We start from the raw sequence: 17712 nt of genomic DNA, 5'->3' as shown, positions 1-17712 counted from the left end.
TCAAATCATGACGAAGCACTTTTCGAGGCCATCATGACTGATGTGCTCGTAGTCCTAGTATCTGTAGTGATGATCACGATTGCAGTGACATTTTTGGGCGATCCCATTCGGGCCCGCATCGCTGCTTCTATCCCAACCCCATTCGATCTTGCGATGGTCAAGACACTCGCAACCGCTGAACCGAGCAAACTGAGTCTTCCGCGCGCGCAACCGAGTTGCCGGCTTCGTTCCGCTCCTCTGCAATGGAACGTAGACTGGCTTTTCCGGCCGCCCGCAGCTCGCGGATGATGTGGGCTTGCTAAAGAAGCAAGCCGTCTCGGTTGGCGGCCTTTAGGCACGACGCTTTCTTCACCTTTTGAGGAGTGACGCCAGTCGTATCGGCTGTGGATCACACATGCGCATCCTGAACGTTGCTCACGCAAATTCTTCGTGCCCTTGCGGCATTTCGCGCATCATAGCAACCTCGATGCGAACCGTGTCGGCATCGAAAGCCTGACGGGAAATTCCTCATCATTTTCTTGAGGTCCCTACCTCCATTTGTAATCCACCTCACACCTGCAGCGAAGCTGCGGTCCGATATTGTCTCAGTCTTGGCGTCATTCGAGGAATTTACAGATTTCGTTCGGGCGCTCAGTCGTTCTTGCGTGGTTGGGCACTGAAACGGGAGGCCGGCATGCCAACGTCATCTCCCCTTGTGCGATGGTCGACTGAGATGCTGCCGGAGCGAACAAGGTTCTCCACGTTCCGTGAAGAGTTTACGCGGCTGAACCTCGCCTTGGACGTGATAGATCACAGCGGCGGCCGCCCGCGTATCAATGTCACCTACTTGCCGCTCGGCCCGGTTGGCGTTTGTAGCATTGTCACCACGCCGGTGGAGTTTATCCGTCACAAACGCCACCTCAAGGATAGCCGTGACCAATTCGGACTTAACATCGTCGAAGCTGGCCCGGTCCAATTTGCAAATGCTGGCCAAGAACATGTCTATGATGCCGGCGCCGCTTGTTTGGTTGACCGGGGAAGGCTGCTGCGAGTATTTGGGTCGCGTGGCGCCAGCGTCAAATTCGTGACCGTGCCGGCTGCCGCCCTTAGGTCGCTGGTTGCACAGCCGGAAGATCTATCAGGTCGGCCGGTGCGTCCTGGACCGGCGCTTCGCCTGCTCCACCTCTACCTGCAATCGCTCGCATCCTTCAAAGAACCTCCGTCATCAAAACTCGCCTCCACCGTCGGCACACATCTCCTCGATCTTGTGGCCGCGACGCTCGGGCCGACCGTCGAAGCTGCAAACCTCGTTACGGAGCGTGGTGTGAAGGCCGCCAAGCTGCAGGCGATCCTGGCGGAGGTCGCGCAACGCTTCGGCGATCCCAATGTCGATCTGAACAATGTTGCTGGAGCGCTCGGTATGTCGCGGCGATACGTGCAAAAGTTGCTCGAAGAGACCGGAAAGTCGTTCACCGAGCACCTTGCAGCGTGTCGGCTTGAGCGTGCCTTCGCGATGTTGACTGACCCGCACCATCTGCATTTGGCCATCATCGATATCGCGTTTGCAGTCGGCTTTGGTGATGTTTCTCATTTCAATCGCTCGTTCCGCCGACACTTCGGCGAGACGCCATCAGGCGTGCGCGCCGCATCGATGGTGCGGCAGAAGTCATCCTGCGCCTCCTCACAATGCGCGGGCGAAGGCCGCTGAAAACGCGGACAGTTCGACCTCGCGGGACGGCAGGCAGCGCGCACCGGGCTACAGGGCTGAAAGAGTTCCTTCACCTTGATCTATGGAATACGCGAACTGGCCATAACCGGGACCGCATCGCGTTGAAGAATGAGACCGTCGCTGCTGGGGGCCAAACGGAGACAATCCGATGAACACTCGGACACTTGGTGCAGCGCTCGTGGGAGCAACTCTGTTCGGCCTTACCGCTGCGCAGGCCGCGCCGAAGCCCAAGGCGAAACAGGCGGGCGCGGTCACGGTCACGGTCACCGTGACGAACTCGCGCAAAGCGGATCTAGTCCAGCTGGAGGCGGCCAAGTCCGGGTCGCCAGACTGGAAGGAAGTACTCGGCCCGCTGAAATCCGGCAAGCAAGCGTCGGCTAAACTGCCACAGGCCAGCGATTGCCGCTTCGATCTGCGCGGGACGTTCGACGACGGCCAGTCGACGGATGCCTCCGGCATCAACGTCTGCGCCGATAAGACGCTCAACCTGACCGATTGACACAGGCTCTTTTATCGCGCTCCGCATCAGCACGACGTGGCAGACGGCAGGCGCAAGTGGCTCCGGAGAGAAGAGCACGTCTTTGGTGCTCTCGAGATCAGCCACTATCGACCGAAAGAGCGTCCGAACAGCGTGCGCATCGTCCATCCAAAGAATGACGAGGAAGCCTGGTGGCCGCTTTTCGATGAGACCGGCTCGACCTTGTTCCCGGAGCTGATGGCCGAGCTGAATGAAATCAAGCAGACGACCGTGTCCGGCCTGGTCTTTCGACGCGACCATTCGCACCGGAGGTCACCTACCCCGCTGCCATGGATCACAGCCAAGCAGGATCTTCGCTACCTGCGCGGGGTCGTGAAAAAGATCGTTCACGCTGCCGATCTTCGGGAAGAACTGTCCTTTACATCATTCCGCCACGGCGGGTTCACCGAGGGCGTTGACAGCGATCTGACGGACGCTGAGCTCAGGGCCGCGGGCCGCCATCGCTCATCGCGGCAGTTGCCGACCTATGCAAAGCGCACACGGAAACAGCTAATTTCCGGCACGAAGAAACGGCGTGAAGAAAAGTACAAAGACAGCCGGTTTGTCGGAATAGCCATGACCCGTCTGTCGGAATGACGACCGTGACAAACCCCTAAGCTATTGAAAAGCTTGGTGGGCGCACCACGGCTCGAACCTGGGAATCGGCAGCCGGACAACCACAAAGCATCGCACGGCGCTTCTGTTCCCTGCTCGATCTCACGACAACGATTAGGCGAATCCTTCATGCGCTAGGCGAACGAAAGAGAGCCCGTCCAGCCCGTCGTAGTTGCAGACACCACTTTTCAGCAAGGATTCGATTGCCGTCGGGTCGGGGATGCGTGCTACCGATTTGCTACGAGACCGTTCGCGAGTTTTCTCGCGCAGCCTAACTGCCTGATACTACGATGGAATCGTGGTAGCGGGAGAGGGACTCGAACCCCCGACCCCAGGATTATGATTCCCGTGCTCTAACCAGCTGAGCTACCCCGCCACAGGGTCGCGAGCGGCGGAACGGCCGATCTCGCGAACGCGCGGCATATAAGGAAGGGGGCGGCGGGCTGTCAATCCGCCTTCGCTAAAGCTTTGGCGGGACAAGGCCGTTTGTGCCGAATTTGGCACCAGAATCTGCGATTTTTCGGCACCGGACTCGTGGGGAGTCCCCCTCACCCGGATCGCACCTTCGATGCGCTCCGGCCTCTCCCCGCAAGCGGGAGGGGCGAAGGAAGAATCAGCCTATTTCGGCCTGACCGTCGGGTCGCCGCCGGGGCTGCCGGGGGGCGGGATGACCGGCATGGCACCGTCCGTAGAGGGGGCCGGAGCGTGCATGTCGGGGTCGACGCCGGAGGGCGGGCAGAGCACGCCGTCGGATTTGGCCAGTTTGTCGCCGAGCGGTTCCCGGGACTGGCCGGTGGTGGTGCCGTCGGGCGTGGTGGCGCGGTTCGGGCGGTCCTGCGGCATGCAATTGGCGGCGTGCTGGGCCGACGGCGGCGCGGTCGCTTGCGGCGGCGTTGCAGGTCGCGGCGGGGCCTGCGCGATCGCGGCGCCTGAGGCGGCGATCAGGAGGCTGGCCAGGATGATGTTTGATGTCGTGCGCATGGGAGGGAAACGTCTCCGGCCATGCGGAGGTTCCGGCCGACGCACGGCGAATTGAAGCGCGGGAAGTTGGCTGGCGGTTTCCTCGCGGCCGATCCTTCGAGACGCCTTGCGCGGCAACAGTGCTGGCCGACGGCGCGATCCCGGCAAATCGCTCTCACGATTTGACGTAGCGGATCAGCGAGAAGTGCCCCATCGGCGGCATCGGACGGCGCTCGGCGAGCGTGACGCCGCGGTGCCTGGCGGCCCAGTTGACGAGGCGGTCCCACGGGAATTCCGGGCGCCAGCCGAGGCGGCGGGCGATGGGCGCGAAGGCGAGCTCGAACAGCTTGCGCGGGCCGCTCTCGGCGCCGATGTGGTTGACCAGGATCAGCTCGCCGCCGGGCTTGAGCACGCGTACGAACTCGTCGAGCGTACCTTCGGGATCGGGCACGGCGGTGATGACATATTGCGCGACCACCGCATCGAAAAAGTTTTCGGGGAAGGCGAGATTCTTCGCGTCCATCACCGAGAGCACTTCGACATTGCTAAGCCGCAGCGCGCGCACGCGCGCCTGCGCCTTGCGCAGCATCGGCTCGGAGATGTCGACGCCGCAAATCTTCGTGGTGCGCGAATAATCGGAGAGTGAAAGCCCGGTGCCGACGCCGACGTCGAGGATGCGGCCGCCGATCCGGTCGGCCTCGGCGATGGTCGACTGCCGTCCGGCGTCAAAAACCTTGCCGAACACGAGATCGTAGACCGGCGCCCAGCGGCCATAGGCCTTCTCGACCCCGGCCCGCGAGATGTCTGCTGCCATGCCCCCTGCCCCGGAAATTTTCTAGCCGCGTACCGCTTCCACCAGCGGCCTCGCAGTGCTCGTTGCGACTTTCGCGGCGGCGCTCTGGATGAAGCCGCCGCCGAGCACGCGCGCCTGGCCCGAAGGCGCGTCGTAGAACACGCAGGCCTGGCCGGGCGAGACGCCCTCCTCGCCGGCGACGAGCTCGACTTCGTAATGGCCATTGCCGCCGCGCAGCCAGGCCGGCTGCGGGCTGCGGGTCGAGCGGACGCGCACGAACATCTCGAGGCCGGCGCCGATGGCGCGGTCGATGTCGCCGTCGCCGATCCAGTTGACGTCGCGCAGCACGATGCGGTGCATCTTCAGCGCATCGCGCGGGCCGACGACGACGCGGCGGCCCGGAGCATCCAGCCGCACCACGAACAGCGGCGCGTGAGCGGCGATGCCGAGGCCGCGGCGCTGGCCGACGGTGAAATTGGCGATGCCGTTGTGCCGGCCGAGCACGCGTCCCTCGAGATCGACGATGTCGCCGGGGTCCATCGCGTTCGGACGCAGGCGGGTGATGATGTCGGTGTAGCGGCCGGTCGGCACGAAGCAGATGTCCTGGCTGTCGTGCTTGTCGGCAACCGCAAGACCGAAGCGGCGCGCGAGCTCGCGCGTCTCGGGCTTGGTCATGTCACCGAGCGGGAAGCGCAGGAAGTCGAGCTGCTCCTGCGTGGTCGCGAACAGGAAGTAGCTCTGGTCGCGGTCGCTGTCGGCCGCGCAGACCAGCGCGCGCGAGCCGTCGTCGCGGCGGCGCGAGGCGACGTAATGGCCGGTGGCGAGCGCCTGCGCGCCGAGCTCGCGCGCGGTCTTCAGGAGGTCGCGGAACTTGACCGAGCGGTTGCACTCGATGCACGGCACCGGCGTCTCGCCGAGCGCGTAAGAGTCGGCGAAATTGTCGATGACGGACTCGCGAAAGCGATCCTCGTAGTCGAGCACGTAATGGGGGATGCCGAGCTTGGCGGCGACGTCGCGGGCGTCGTGGATGTCCTGGCCGGCGCAGCAGGCGCCCTTGCGATGGGTCGCCGCGCCATGGTCGTAGAGCTGCAGCGTGATGCCGACGACGTCATAGCCCTCGGCCTTGAGCAGCGCAGCCGTCGTCGAGGAATCGACGCCGCCCGACATGGCAACGACGACCCTGGTGTCCTCAGGACGGCCTTCGAGATCCAGACTGTTCAGCATGGGCCTTAAAGCGTTGTGACGGCGGCGTTCGCGATCCGCGATGACTTGGACATTTCGGCTTCCGGCGGGACATCGACGCTCCCCGGGAACTTTGGTTCCCCCGGGGGCACGACTGCCCGGTCGAAAGCGGCTGAGAGCAGCTCTTTAATATAGGCCGCATTCCGGTGAAGCAATCACGCGGGCGGCCGCTTAGGGCAATTCTTGCCGGGGAGGCAGAAATGGTGGGGCTTTGGCGCCCCTCGCGGCGAGGGCGAAAATCACACAAGATTTTGATTTTACTTGATAAAGAAGCTCTTCAGGAAGCTGGCCCGCTCCTTGCTACCCCTATGCCGAAGATGTTGCCAAGAGGTTTTCCGTGGTCGGTCGGGCGTCAGACGTAGCAGCCAGCGTGCAAGTCCAGAGCGCGCCGCAAAAGCCTGCCCGGTCGCAGAGCTCCAAAGACACGTCCACCAACGACTCCTTCGGCTCGCTGGTCGACAGCAACACCCAGGCGATCAGCAACAACGCGCCGTCGCAGGACACCGCGCCGCGGCGGACCGAGTCGTCGTCATCCGCCCCGGACAAGGGCCCGCGCGATACCGCCGCGACCGACCAGCCCTCGCAGAGCAAGGCGAACGACGACACCGACACATCGGCCCCCACCGCGAGCGACGCGACGGCCGATCCGGCCAAGCCGACCAAGGACAAGTCCGAGGCCTCCGACGCCAAATCGTCGGATAAATCCGACAACACCAAGGGCGACAAGACCGACGGCACCGTTGCCGCCACCGCCGATGCCGCCGTGCAGCCCGACGCAGCGCAGGTCGCTATGCCCGATCCGAACGCCATAGTGGTGGCCCCGCCCGTGGTGCCGGTCGATCCGAACGCAGCCGCGAGCCAGGCCGGCGACGCCGCCGCCTCGCCGCTGACGATTGCGGCCGCCGGCATCGCCGCCAGCGCCTCGACCGCGGCGCAGATCGCAGGCGGCAAGACCGACACCGCCACGGCGAGCGACAAGGGCGCCAAGACCGCGGGTGCCAAGGTCGATGCCGACACCACGACGACGCTGGGCGATGCCGCCACCGGCACGACCGACGGCACCGCGACCGATGCCAAGACCAATGGCGGCTTGGTCACCGCCGTGGACCAGGGCACGCCGAAGCCTTCGTTCAAGGCCGTCGCGACCGCGCAACGCGAGAGCGACGTCTCCAATATCGGCCAGGACGCGGGCAAGGCGAACGCCACGCAAACCGCGGCGACGACCGCGCATGCGCAAGCCGCCAAGCCGCAGGCCGAGGCGAACCCGACCGACGCGAAGGCCGGCGCCTCCGACCGCTCCGATGCGACGCCGGTGACGGCAACCACGCACGCGCATGCGGGCACGCAGGCCGCAGTGCCCACGACCGACACCGGCGCGCAGGCCGCCTCCGCCATCCAGGCGCCGCTGACCAATACGACGTCGGCCGCCACCGCATCGACTGCGACGCTCACCGCGACCGCGGCAAATTCCACACCCGTGCCGATCAGCGGCGTGCCGGTCGAGATCGCGGCGGCCGCGCGGGCCGGCAAGACGCGCTTCGACATCAGCCTCGATCCGATCGACCTCGGCCGCATCGACGTCCGCATCAATGTCGACCGCAACGGCCAGGTCACCTCGCATCTCACCGTCGAGAAGCCGGAGACGCTGCAGATGCTGCGGCAGGACGCACCGCAATTGCAGCGCGCGCTCGACGATGCCGGCCTCAAGACCGGCAGCAACGGGCTGTCCTTCAGCCTGCGCGACCAGAATTCATCGGGCCAGAATTCCGGCCAGAACAACGACAATGGCGGCAATGCCCGCCGGCTGATCATCAGCGAAGACGACACCGTTGCTGCGGCGCCCGTCGGGCGCGGCTACGGCCGCATGCTCGGATCGAGCAGCGGCGTCGACATCAGAGTGTGAGGAGTATTCGAACATGACCACCACGAATGCCGCCACCGCCCCGACGCCCGTCTCCGGGACCACCGACGTCCCGAAGTCGTCCTCGTCGAACTCGCTGAGCTCGAACACGGGCGCGACGCTCGCCGGCAACTTCCAGACCTTCCTGACGCTGCTGACGACGCAGCTGCAGAACCAGAACCCGCTCGATCCGCTCGACACCAACCAGTTCACCCAGCAGCTCGTGCAGTTCGCCGGCGTCGAGCAGCAGCTCAAGACCAACGATTCACTGTCCCAGCTCGTCACCCTGCAACAGACCACGCAGGCGACTCAGGCACTGGGCTTCGTCGGCAAGACCGCGCTGGTCGACGGCTCGACCGCGACCATGACGAACTCGTCGGCGACCTGGCATCTCAACGTGCCGACCGACTCGACCGTGGACATCACCGTTGCCAATTCCACCGGCCAGACGGTGTTCACCGGTAAATATACCGCCGCTGCCGGCACCGACATTCCCTTCACCTGGAGCGGAATGGGCAATGACGGCACGCAATGGCCGGACGGCAAGTACACGATCACGGCGACGGGTAAGGACGTGGCGAACAACAATGTCGGCATCGCCGCGCAGGTGCAGGGCGTGGTGTCGTCCGTCGACCTGACCCAGTCGCCGCCGCTGCTCACCATCGACGGCGCCAGCTACACCCTGAGCCAGGTGAAGAGCATCATCGCCACCAGCAGCAACTAAAGGCGCGCGCCTCGCCACACACGAGATGTGATCCCCGCCTAGTGCGCAACTGCGCACGGCGCGGGGATCCATCACCACAGGACGTCGTTTTCGCGTGAGACCGTAACCCCGAGTCGTCGTCAAACTACTCACTGGGGTTATGGGTCCCGGGCTCGCGCTACGCGCGCCCCGGGACGACAGTTGGGGCTTCGCCGGCTCCATTCGTTAGTAAAGTATTTACGAAGACCCTGCTCGGACGGCTCGGATCATGGTGTCCAGCCCTCCGGGCCGGCTGTGTTCCAGCCATTTTCAACGAGAATTGTATTGAAGCCTTAGGCTTAGCGGATTTTTAAGCCCGCACGCGTAGGGTTACGGCGTGAGTTCAGTGGTTGAGAGTTTGTGAGTACGCCATGACAGAACCCCATCGCCCGAGGGTAAAATACGTCATCGGGCCGGACGGCAGTCCGCTGACGATCGCAGATCTGCCCGCACCCGGCACCAAACGCTGGGTCATCCGCCGCAAGGCCGAAGTCGTCGCCGCTGTGCGTGGCGGACTTCTCTCCCTCGAGGAGGCCTGCAGCCGTTATACCCTGACGGTCGACGAATTCCTCTCCTGGCAGTTTTCCATCGACCAGCACGGTCTGGCGGGTCTTCGCACCACCCGCATCCAGCAATATCGCCAGTAAGCGATCCGGAAATCTGCAGCTTTTGACGAAAATCGGCCTCGCACCGCGAGGCCGATTTTTTTCATGTTTCCTTTTGGCGCGACTTTTGTCCCAGCTCTTAACCTTCGTTAACCATATCGAAACCATCACCTAGGCAATAATTGCCCAGTCGACCGCTCGGTTGCGGGTCGAAGCTTCGGGGCGGTTGCTTGCAAGGTCTTGCGGACTTTTTGAAGGGTATCGGCGCCGCCCGGTTCGGGGCGATGATCGCGGTCACCGCCGCGCTCATCGGCTTCTTCGCGTTCGTCATCATGCGCGTGACCACGCCGCAGATGACGACGCTGTTCACCGACCTCTCGGTCGAGGATTCTTCGGGCATTATCAAGGATTTGGAGCGACAGGGCATCCAGTTCGAGCTGCGCAATGAAGGCAGCATCATCATGGTGCCCAAGGACAAGGTCACCCGCCTGCGGATGAAGCTCGCCGAGGGCGGCCTGCCAAAGGGCGGCGGCGTCGGCTACGAAGTGTTCGACAAGTCGGATGCGCTCGGCACCACCTCTTTCGTCCAGAACATCAATCATCTCCGCGCACTCGAAGGCGAGCTCGCCCGCACCATCCGCGCCATCGACCGCATCCAGGCCGCCCGCGTCCACCTCGTGCTGCCCGAGCGCCCGCTGTTCTCGCGCGAGGCGCCGGAGCCGTCGGCCTCGATCGTGGTGCGGGTCCGCGGCTCGCTCGAGGCCCAGCAGATCCGTGCCATCCGTCACCTCGTCGCCTCCGCCGTCAACGGGCTGAAGCCGCAGCGGGTCTCGATCGTCGACGAGGCCGGCTCGTTGCTCGCCGACGGCGCCGCGACCGATCCGGAGCAGGCGGTCGGCGACGAGCGCCGCACCGCCTTCGAGAAGCGGATGCGCAAGCAGGTCGAGGACATCGTCTCCTCCGTGGTCGGCTCCGGCCGCGCCCGCGTCCAGCTCTCCGCCGATTTCGACTTCAACAAGATCACCCAGACCTCGGACAAGTTCGATCCCGAGGGCCGCGTGCTGCGCTCGAGCCAGACCCGGGAAGAGAGCAGCCTCACCGCCGACAACAACGGCCAGGTCACCGTCAACAACGAGCTGCCCGGCAACCAGCAGAACAGCGGTCCGACGGCGAAGGACCAGAGCAAGAAGACCGAAGAGACCAACAATTACGAGATCTCCCGCACCACCAAGACCGAGGTGACCGAGGCCGGCCGGGTCAACCGCATCTCGGTCGCGGTGCTGGTCGACGGCATCTATTCCAAGAACGACAAGGGCGAGCTCGCCTACACGGACCGCACCAAGGAACAGCTCGACCGCATCGCCACCCTGGTGCGCTCGGCGATCGGCTTCGACCAGAAGCGCGGCGACCAGGTCGAGGTCGTCAACCTGCGCTTTGCCGACGCCCCCTCCACCGCCCCGATCGCCGAGCCCTCCGGTTTCCTTGGCATGCTCCAGTTCACCAAGGACGACGTCATGTACTTCGTCGAGCTCGGCGTGATGATGCTGCTCGGCCTGGTCGTGCTGTTCCTGGTGATCCGGCCGCTGGTCAAGCGCATCCTCGCCTCCGAGGAGGTCGCCGCCGCGATCTCCGGCGCCCTCGCCGGCCCCGCCGCTTCGGAGGAGGCAGCGCCTGCCGGGCAGGCGCTGCTGCCGGGCGGCGCCGCGAGCGCGATCGACGTCGCCACCATTCAGGGCCAGGTCCATGCCCAGTCCGTTCATCGCGTCGGCGAGCTCGCCGAGCGCAACCCCAACGAAACCGTCGCCATCATCCGCCAATGGCTGACCGAACCCGCGAAATAATCGAGAAGTGAACTGACATGGCCGGCAACCTGCAAAACGCCAACTCCAACGACATCACCAGCGTGATCTCGACGCTCGGTGCCCGCCAGGGCAGCCGCGCGGGCGGCAAGACCGAAGCGGTGACGGGACCCAAGCGCGCCGCGATCCTGATGCTGGCGCTGGGCGAGCAATATGGCGGCAAGATCTGGTCGATGCTCGACGACGACGAGGTGCGCCAGCTCTCGCTGGAAATGTCGACGCTCGGCACCGTCGAGGTCGACACGGTCGAGGACATGCTGCTCGAATTCGTCTCGCGCATGTCGGCTTCCGGCGCGCTGATGGGCAATTTCGACGCCACCGAGCGGCTGCTGCAGCAGTACCTGCCGCCGGAGCGCGTCAACGGCATCATGGACGAGATCCGCGGCCCCGCCGGCCGCAACATGTGGGAAAAGCTCTCCAACGTGCAGGAAGAGGTCCTCGCCAACTACCTCAAGAACGAATATCCGCAGACCATCGCAGTCGTGCTGTCGAAGCTGAAGCCGGAACACGCCGCGCGCGTGCTCGGCATCTTCCCCGAGGAGCTCGCGCTCGACGTCGTCAACCGCATGCTGAAGATGGAAGCGGTGCAGAAGGAGGTGATCGAGAGCGTAGAGAAGACGCTGCGCACCGAATTCATGTCCAACCTGTCACAGACCCGCCGCCGCGACGCCCACGAGGTGATGGCGGAAATCTTCAACAATTTCGACCGCCAGACCGAAACCCGCTTCATCACCTCGCTGGAGGAGGACAACCGCGAATCGGCAGAGCGCATCAAGGCGCTGATGTTCACCTTCGACGACCTCGTGAAGCTGGATTCCGGCTCGGCCCAGACCCTGATGCGCAATGTCGACAAGGACAAGCTCGGCGTCGCGCTCAAGAGCGCCAACGAGGACGTCCGCAACTTCTTCTTCGGCAACATGTCCTCGCGCGCGGCCAAGATGCTCCAGGACGACATGGCGGCGATGGGCCCGGTCCGCTTGCGCGACGTCGACGAGGCCCAGGCGCTGCTGGTCAACCTCGCCAAGGACCTCGCCGCCAAGGGCGAGATCATGCTGACCAAGAACCGCGCCGACGACGAGCTGGTGTACTGATGGGCGCCCCGGCAAAATTCCTGTTCGACACCGACTTCGCGGCGCCCGAGCGGTCGCCGCGCGAGAAGGCTGCGACCGCCGCCGAGATCGCCCAGAAGATCGCGGAAGCCGAGGCACGCGCCTATCAGGACGGCTTTGCCGCCGGCCAGCGCGAAGCCAAGGCCGAGAGCGACCGCCGCGTCGCGCTCGCCATGGAAGAGATCAACATCAGTGTCCGCGGCGTCGCCGCCGGCATCGGCAACATCGAGACCAAGATGGAGACCGAGGCGGTCGACGTGGCGGTGGCGGTGGCGCGCAAGCTGTGCGCCGATCTGGTCGCTGCCGAACCGCTCGGCGAGATCATGGCGCTGGTCAAGGACTGCTTCTCGCACCTTGTCGCGACGCCGCATCTCGTCGTGCGCATCAACGACGCGCTCTACGACAGCGCGCGCGAGAAGATGGAGCGGCTCGCCAAGCAGAGCGGCTTCGAGGGCCGGCTGGTGATCCTGGCCGAGCCCGATATCGCCACCGGCGACTGCCGGATCGAATGGGCCGACGGCGGCGTCGTGCTGGAACGCGGCGCCATCGCGGCCAAGATCGACGAAATGGTCGGACGCTATATCGCGTCCCGCAGGGGGAGCTAAGCCATGAGCGACACCGACGGACAGGTCCCGCTGCCCGATCTCAACGGCCCGATGCCGCCGACCGGTACGGACGTCGGCTACAACGAGGACGAATATGCTGCGCGCGCCGCCGCCGACCTCGAGGCCGTGTTCGACGTGCCGGTGCAGGTCTCGGCCGTGCTCGGCCGCTCCAAGATGGACGTCAGCGAGCTGTTGAAGCTCGGGCCCGGCACCGTGCTCGAGCTCGACCGGCGCGTCGGCGAGGCCATCGACATCTACGTCAACAACAAGCTGGTCGCCCGCGGTGAAGTCGTCCTGGTCGAGGACAAGCTCGGCGTGACCATGACCGAAATCATCAAGACCGAACGCAGCTAGTAGCGCAAGGAATGACGCGCGGCAGCGCGACCAGACGGACAGGAGACTGACATGCGGCTTCTCATCGTTGGCACATTGAAGGGCCAGCTCACCACCGCCACCAAGATCGCGATGGAGAACGGCGCCACCGTGACCCATGCCGAGGATCACGAGCAGGCGATGCGCGTGCTGCGCGGCGGCAAGGGCGCCGACCTCCTGCTGGTCGACGTCGCCCTCGACATCCGCGACCTCGTGATGCGGCTCGAGGCCGAGCACATCCACGCGCCGATCGTCGCCTGCGGCATCACCAACGACGCCCGCGCCGCGGTCGCGGCGATCCACGCCGGCGCCAAGGAATACATTCCGCTGCCGCCGGATCCGGAGCTGATCGCCGCGGTGCTGGCCGCGGTCGCCAACGATTCCCGCGAGCTGGTCTATCGCGACGAAGCCATGGCCAAGGTGATCAAGCTCGCCCAGCAGATCGCGGGCTCCGACGCCTCGGTGATGGTCACCGGCGAATCCGGCACCGGCAAGGAAGTGCTGGCCCGCTACGTCCACACCCGCTCGGCCCGCGCCAAGCGTCCCTTCATCTCGATCAACTGCGCCGCGATCCCGGAGCATCTGCTGGAATCCGAACTGTTCGGCCACGAGAAGGGCGCCTTCACCGGCGCGATCGCGCGCCGCATCGGCAAGTTCGAGGAAGCGACCGGCGGCACGCTGCTGCTCGACGAAATCTCGGAGATGGACGTCCGCCTGCAATCAAAACTGCTGCGCGCCATCCAGGAGCGCGTGATCGACCGCGTCGGCGGCACCAAGCCGGTGCCAGTGGACATCCGCATCATCGCGACCTCGAACCGCAACCTGGCGGAAGCCGTGCGCGAAGGCACGTTCCGCGAGGATCTGCTGTTCCGCCTCAACGTCGTGAATTTGAAGATCCCGCCGCTGCGCGAGCGTCCCCTCGACATCCTCGAGCTCGCCCAGCACTTCGTGAAGAAATATGCCGACGCCAACGGCGTACCGGTGCGCCCGATCTCCGCGGACGCGCGCCGCGTGCTCTCCACCAACCGCTGGCAGGGCAACGTCCGCGAGCTCGAAAACACCATGCACCGCTCGGTGCTGATGGCGCAGGGCGACGAGATCGGCCCCGACGCGATCCTCACACCCGACGGCGACCGCCTCGACCTCGCCAAGACCGCGCCGGCCGTGGCGCATGCGACCATGGCCGCCGAGCAGGTGACGCGGGCGCTTGTGGGACGCACCGTCGCTGACGTCGAACGCGACCTGATCCTGGAGACGCTGAAGCACTGCCTCGGCAACCGGACCCATGCCGCCAACATCCTCGGCATCTCGATCCGCACGCTGCGCAACAAGCTCAACGAATATTCCGACGGCGGCATCCCGATCACGCCGGCGGGAACGCCGGGCGAATATCCGCGGATGCCGATGGTGGGGGCGTAAGTCTCTCCCCCTACTGAAAGAATGCAGATGCCCGGGCTGGTCCCGGGCATTTTTTTGGATGCAGGCTGCCAACCTCGTCATTGCGAGCGCAGCGAAGCAATCCAGAATTCCTCCGCGGTGATAGCTGGATTGCTTCGCTACGCTCGCAATGACGGCGTTGAGAGCGCTCCTCGCATAACGGGACCGCGCTAGCCGACTAGGCCATGGCGACGTCAGGCCCTATAACCCCGCGTGAGAACAACGCGAGGATACACATGTCGGAAGCTCAAATCACGGACTGGCTGGCGTCGCAGCGGCAGGCGATGATCGATCTGCTGCGCGATGTCGTGAACATCGATTCCGGATCCTATGACAAGGAAGGCGTCGATGCGGTCGGTGCGCGGTTCGAGCGGCATTTTGCCGAGCACGGCATTTTGTTCCGGCGCGAGAGCAACGCCACCTTCGGCGATGCGATCCATGCCGAGATCGCCAAACCCGGCAGCAACGAGAAGCCGGTGCTGTTGATGGGCCATCGCGACACCGTGTTCGGCAAGGGCGAGGCCGGACGGCGTCCGTTCACGATTGAGGGCAAGCGCGCCTATGGACCCGGCGTTGCCGACATGAAGTCCGGCGTCGTAATGAACATCTTCGTGGCGACCGCCTTCCACAAGTTCGGCGGCAGCCCGCATCCGATCAAGGTGCTGATCACCTCGGACGAGGAGATCGGCTCGCCCTCCTCGCGCCCGGTGATCGAGCGCGAGGGACGCGCCGCACGCGCCGTGTTCAATTCCGAGCCGGGACGGCCGACCGGCAACATCGTCACCGGCCGCAAGGGCGGCATCTTCATGCACTTTGCCATCACCGGCAAAGCCGCGCATTCCGGCGCCAATTTCGCCGCGGGCGTCAGCGCGATCGGCGAGCTCGCGCACAAGATCGTCCATATCCACGCGCTGACCGATCTCGACAAGGGCATCACGCTGAATGTCGGTCTCGTCTCGGGCGGACAGTCGGTGAACACCACGGCGCCCTCAGCCGAGGGCCAGATCGACCTGCGTTACGTCGATCCGGCGGATCGTGCGAGGATCATGGCGGCGATCGAGAAGATCATCGCGACACCTTACGTGCCCGGCACCAGCGCGACGCTGACCGTCAAGGGCGAGTTCGTGCCCGTGGTGCAGAGCGCGGAGTCGAAGGCGCTGTTCGAAGGCTATCAAGCCGCCGCGAAGCAGGTCGGCCTCACCACGCTCCAAGGCGAGTTTTCAGGCGGCTGCGCCGATTCCGGCTTCACGGCGGCAGTCGGCACACCGACCATCTGCGGCCTCGGGCCGGTCGGCGGGCTCGCGCACACGCCGGAGGAATATCTCGAACTCGACAGCATCGTGCCGCGCGCCCAGGCGCTGGCGCTGGCGATTTTGCGGGGGTGAACGAAGGTGCCGTAGGGTGGGCAAAGCGAAGCGTGCCCACCAATTCGGTCGCCGCGGATAGATGGTGGGCACGGCGCAAGAGCGCCTTTGCCCACCCTACGAGACTCGTACGTGGATGGCCGGGTCGAGCCCGGCCATGACGAGGAGAGAGACTACGAATAACTCGGCGCGTCCGGCTTGCGGAAGATGTGGATGGGGTCGCCCGGCACGATCGGCTGGCCGCTGAACATCGCATAGGCGTAGAGCGCGAGGTAGCCGATCGCGAGCGCGCCGATGGCGTAGAAGGCCCAGGTCGCGACGCGCTTCATCGTTCCGCTCCATTGCCGTCCCGGACGGGACGGCTAAGGGCGCTTCTAGAGCGATGACGGGGAAAAGGCCAGCCTGCGGGCCGCCCTAGCGCAGCGATCAAACGCCGCGCAGGCCGCGGGCGGGAACGCTGACCTCGGCGAGCCTCGCCGCGTCTTCGTCCTGGTCGACCGCCACATACTGGCCGTGCCAATAGGCCAATGCAGCATTGCGGGTCGAATTCCTGACGCTGCTGACGCGCCCGATGACGATGCCGTGCGAGTGGCGCTCGACGATCTCCTCGACCTCGCAATCGACCGCGGACAATGCACCGACCAGCAGCGGAACGCCCGAGACCGCGGTGACCCACTGGCTGCCCGCAAAGCGATCGGCCCCCTTCAGCCCGCCCTTGCCGGCAAAACGCTCGGCGACGTCCAGCTGGTCAGCCGCGAGGATGTTGACGCCGAAGGCGCCGTAGCGGCGGATCAGCGGGAAGGACGAGGCATCGCGGTTGATGCTGACCAGCAGCGTCGGCGGTTCGACCGCCAGCGAGGTCACCGAGGTCACCGTCATGCCGGTGATGTCCTTGCCCCGCCCGGCGGTGATGACGCTGACACCGCCGGTGAGGTGGCGCATGGCGCCGCGGAAATCGGCGGACGAGACGGCAGTTTCAGTCATGAGATCGCGAGGCACTACATTCATGGCATGGTCCCCGAAGCGGGGTTCCCCTGTATTTAGGTACGATCGTCCGCCGACAAAAGATGGCTCAGGATCGAGCCTTCGAGGCTTGCGAGCTCGGCGGAGCCGCGTTCGCGCGGCCGGGCGGTGTTAACCGTAACATCGTGGGCAATCCGGCCCTCGTCGATCACCAGGACCCGGTCGGCCAGCGCGACGGCCTCGGCGACGTCATGGGTCACCAGGATCGCGGTAAAGCCCTGGTCGCGCCAGACCCGCTCCAGCAGCCGCTGCATCGAGATCCGGGTAAGCGCGTCCAGCGCGCCGAGCGGCTCGTCGAAGGCGAGCACACGCGGATGGGAGACCAGCGCACGGGCGAGCGCAACGCGCTGCTTTTGGCCGCCCGACAGCACCGACGGCCACTGATCACGCTTGTCGGTCAGCCCAACCTCGGTCAGCGCCTTCTCGGCGCGCGCATGCGCATCACTGGATGAGCGATTACGGCCGAGACCGACCTCGACATTGGAGAGCACCCGCGCCCAGGGCAGCAGCCGTGGCTCCTGGAACATCACGCGGATGTCCTCGGGCTGGACATCCTGGCCGAAGCTGATGCTGCCGGCCTCGAACTTTTCCAGGCCGGCGATCAGCCGCAACAGCGTGCTCTTGCCGCAACCGCTCTTGCCGACGATGGCGACGAACTGGCCGGCGGGAATGTGCAGGTCGATGCCGCGCAGCACCTCGTTGTCGCCGTAGGATTTGCGCAAGCCACGGATGCTGAGCGGCAGGCCTGTCGTCTGCGCCGGGCGCTCCTCGCGCACGACGCGTGCCTGCGGCACGAAATTGGCGCGGCTGGCGAGCTCGGTTTCGGGAAGGGCCGTACGAAGAGCTGTCTGCATGTCACTC

18 protein-coding genes and 1 tRNA gene are annotated in these 17712 nt (G+C 65.1%); 12 read left to right on the top strand and 7 right to left on the bottom strand.

Features of this window, described 5'->3' with window-relative positions; genetic code table 11:
• Positions 1 to 673: 673 nt before the first annotated feature.
• The 3 genes from AB7290_RS07105 (at position 674) to AB7290_RS07095 (ending at position 2822) form a co-directional block, all read left to right on the top strand.
• On the top strand, positions 674 to 1687 hold the full coding sequence (locus AB7290_RS07105; protein WP_081369135.1) for a helix-turn-helix transcriptional regulator: 1014 nt from the start codon (positions 674 to 676) through the stop codon (positions 1685 to 1687).
• Positions 1688 to 1856: 169 nt separating this feature from the next.
• Positions 1857 to 2207: a hypothetical protein gene (locus tag AB7290_RS07100; protein WP_144030629.1), complete on the top strand. Its 351-nt coding sequence runs from the start codon at positions 1857 to 1859 to the stop codon at positions 2205 to 2207.
• 36 nt (positions 2208 to 2243) lie between these two features.
• A complete protein-coding gene (locus AB7290_RS07095) occupies positions 2244 to 2822 on the top strand; it encodes a hypothetical protein (protein WP_085399140.1) in 579 nt (192 codons plus the stop codon).
• Positions 2823 to 3139: 317 nt separating this feature from the next.
• Here the strand turns inward: AB7290_RS07095 and AB7290_RS07090 are convergent.
• From AB7290_RS07090 to mnmA, 4 genes are all read right to left on the bottom strand, one after another.
• A tRNA-Met gene (locus AB7290_RS07090) sits at positions 3140 to 3216 on the bottom strand.
• Positions 3217 to 3458: 242 nt separating this feature from the next.
• Positions 3459 to 3821: a hypothetical protein gene (locus AB7290_RS07085; protein WP_085399141.1), complete on the bottom strand. Its 363-nt coding sequence runs from the start codon at positions 3819 to 3821 to the stop codon at positions 3459 to 3461.
• A gap of 154 nt (positions 3822 to 3975) precedes the next feature.
• The gene (locus AB7290_RS07080) at positions 3976 to 4614 is read right to left on the bottom strand and encodes a class I SAM-dependent methyltransferase (RefSeq protein WP_063981205.1); all 639 of its coding nucleotides are present in this window, start codon (positions 4612 to 4614) and stop codon (positions 3976 to 3978) included.
• A 21-nt stretch (positions 4615 to 4635) separates the two neighbouring features.
• Positions 4636 to 5817 carry a tRNA 2-thiouridine(34) synthase MnmA gene (gene mnmA, locus AB7290_RS07075; protein WP_085399142.1) on the bottom strand — a complete coding sequence of 394 codons (1182 nt, stop codon included), beginning with the start codon at positions 5815 to 5817 and terminating at the stop codon, positions 4636 to 4638.
• Between the two features lie 355 nt (positions 5818 to 6172).
• Between mnmA and AB7290_RS07070 the strand changes: the two genes are divergently transcribed.
• From AB7290_RS07070 to AB7290_RS07030, 9 genes are all read left to right on the top strand, one after another.
• Entirely contained in the window at positions 6173 to 7738 is a 1566-nt protein-coding gene (locus AB7290_RS07070) for a flagellar hook-length control protein FliK (RefSeq protein ID WP_085399143.1), read from the top strand.
• Between the two features lie 13 nt (positions 7739 to 7751).
• Positions 7752 to 8459, top strand: a complete 708-nt coding sequence (locus AB7290_RS07065; protein ID WP_085399144.1) for a flagellar hook assembly protein FlgD — start codon at positions 7752 to 7754, stop codon at positions 8457 to 8459.
• A 389-nt stretch (positions 8460 to 8848) separates the two neighbouring features.
• On the top strand, positions 8849 to 9124 hold the full coding sequence (sciP, locus tag AB7290_RS07060) for a CtrA inhibitor SciP (protein ID WP_002714638.1): 276 nt from the start codon (positions 8849 to 8851) through the stop codon (positions 9122 to 9124).
• A gap of 188 nt (positions 9125 to 9312) precedes the next feature.
• Entirely contained in the window at positions 9313 to 10923 is a 1611-nt protein-coding gene (gene fliF / locus AB7290_RS07055) for a flagellar basal-body MS-ring/collar protein FliF (RefSeq protein ID WP_028153249.1), read from the top strand.
• A gap of 17 nt (positions 10924 to 10940) precedes the next feature.
• The gene (fliG, locus tag AB7290_RS07050) at positions 10941 to 12032 is read left to right on the top strand and encodes a flagellar motor switch protein FliG (protein ID WP_028153248.1); all 1092 of its coding nucleotides are present in this window, start codon (positions 10941 to 10943) and stop codon (positions 12030 to 12032) included.
• Positions 12032 to 12655: a FliH/SctL family protein gene (locus AB7290_RS07045; RefSeq protein WP_085399145.1), complete on the top strand. Its 624-nt coding sequence runs from the start codon at positions 12032 to 12034 to the stop codon at positions 12653 to 12655. Before fliG ends, AB7290_RS07045 begins: the two co-directional genes overlap by 1 nt.
• Positions 12656 to 12658: 3 nt before the next feature.
• Positions 12659 to 13009, top strand: coding sequence for a flagellar motor switch protein FliN (fliN, locus tag AB7290_RS07040; RefSeq protein WP_018318401.1), 351 nt, complete (start codon positions 12659 to 12661; stop codon positions 13007 to 13009).
• A 51-nt stretch (positions 13010 to 13060) separates the two neighbouring features.
• On the top strand, positions 13061 to 14446 hold the full coding sequence (flbD, locus tag AB7290_RS07035) for a sigma-54-dependent transcriptional regulator FlbD (RefSeq protein ID WP_085399146.1): 1386 nt from the start codon (positions 13061 to 13063) through the stop codon (positions 14444 to 14446).
• Positions 14447 to 14700: 254 nt separating this feature from the next.
• Positions 14701 to 15849, top strand: a complete 1149-nt coding sequence (locus AB7290_RS07030; RefSeq protein WP_085399147.1) for a M20 family metallopeptidase — start codon at positions 14701 to 14703, stop codon at positions 15847 to 15849.
• 152 nt (positions 15850 to 16001) lie between these two features.
• On the opposite strand, the gene AB7290_RS07025 is transcribed toward AB7290_RS07030, so the two are convergent.
• The 3 genes from AB7290_RS07025 to AB7290_RS07015 form a co-directional block, all read right to left on the bottom strand.
• Complete coding sequence (locus tag AB7290_RS07025) at positions 16002 to 16157, bottom strand: hypothetical protein (protein WP_028160973.1); 156 nt, start codon at positions 16155 to 16157, stop codon at positions 16002 to 16004.
• A 97-nt stretch (positions 16158 to 16254) separates the two neighbouring features.
• Complete coding sequence (locus AB7290_RS07020) at positions 16255 to 16836, bottom strand: flavin reductase family protein (RefSeq protein WP_354080758.1); 582 nt, start codon at positions 16834 to 16836, stop codon at positions 16255 to 16257.
• A 32-nt stretch (positions 16837 to 16868) separates the two neighbouring features.
• A complete protein-coding gene (locus AB7290_RS07015; protein WP_063981197.1) occupies positions 16869 to 17705 on the bottom strand; it encodes an ATP-binding cassette domain-containing protein in 837 nt (278 codons plus the stop codon).
• Positions 17706 to 17712 lie beyond the last annotated feature (7 nt).

This window comes from Bradyrhizobium sp. 613_E4_N2_2 (assembly GCF_052075995.1).
Classification (GTDB): Bacteria; Pseudomonadota; Alphaproteobacteria; order Rhizobiales; family Xanthobacteraceae; genus Bradyrhizobium; species Bradyrhizobium barranii.
This window is presented reverse-complemented; position numbering and strand designations above follow the sequence as displayed.

Bases quoted from the DNA above. Each gene is read 5' to 3' on its own strand.
- AB7290_RS07080 (WP_063981205.1), bottom strand. From the start codon at position 4,614: ATGGCAGCAGACATCTCGCGGGCCGGGGTCGAGAAGGCCTATGGCCGC.
- AB7290_RS07015 (WP_063981197.1), bottom strand. From the start codon at position 17,705: ATGCAGACAGCTCTTCGTACGGCCCTTCCCGAAACCGAGCTCGCCAGC.
- sciP (WP_002714638.1), top strand. From the start codon at position 8,849: ATGACAGAACCCCATCGCCCGAGGGTAAAATACGTCATCGGGCCGGAC.
- AB7290_RS07065 (WP_085399144.1), top strand. From the start codon at position 7,752: ATGACCACCACGAATGCCGCCACCGCCCCGACGCCCGTCTCCGGGACC.
- flbD (WP_085399146.1), top strand. From the start codon at position 13,061: ATGCGGCTTCTCATCGTTGGCACATTGAAGGGCCAGCTCACCACCGCC.
- fliN (WP_018318401.1), top strand. From the start codon at position 12,659: ATGAGCGACACCGACGGACAGGTCCCGCTGCCCGATCTCAACGGCCCG.
- mnmA (WP_085399142.1), bottom strand. From the start codon at position 5,817: ATGCTGAACAGTCTGGATCTCGAAGGCCGTCCTGAGGACACCAGGGTC.
- fliG (WP_028153248.1), top strand. From the start codon at position 10,941: ATGGCCGGCAACCTGCAAAACGCCAACTCCAACGACATCACCAGCGTG.
- AB7290_RS07085 (WP_085399141.1), bottom strand. From the start codon at position 3,821: ATGCGCACGACATCAAACATCATCCTGGCCAGCCTCCTGATCGCCGCC.
- AB7290_RS07030 (WP_085399147.1), top strand. From the start codon at position 14,701: ATGTCGGAAGCTCAAATCACGGACTGGCTGGCGTCGCAGCGGCAGGCG.
- AB7290_RS07045 (WP_085399145.1), top strand. From the start codon at position 12,032: ATGGGCGCCCCGGCAAAATTCCTGTTCGACACCGACTTCGCGGCGCCC.
- AB7290_RS07105 (WP_081369135.1), top strand. From the start codon at position 674: ATGCCAACGTCATCTCCCCTTGTGCGATGGTCGACTGAGATGCTGCCG.
- AB7290_RS07100 (WP_144030629.1), top strand. From the start codon at position 1,857: ATGAACACTCGGACACTTGGTGCAGCGCTCGTGGGAGCAACTCTGTTC.
- AB7290_RS07020 (WP_354080758.1), bottom strand. From the start codon at position 16,836: ATGAATGTAGTGCCTCGCGATCTCATGACTGAAACTGCCGTCTCGTCC.
- AB7290_RS07025 (WP_028160973.1), bottom strand. From the start codon at position 16,157: ATGAAGCGCGTCGCGACCTGGGCCTTCTACGCCATCGGCGCGCTCGCG.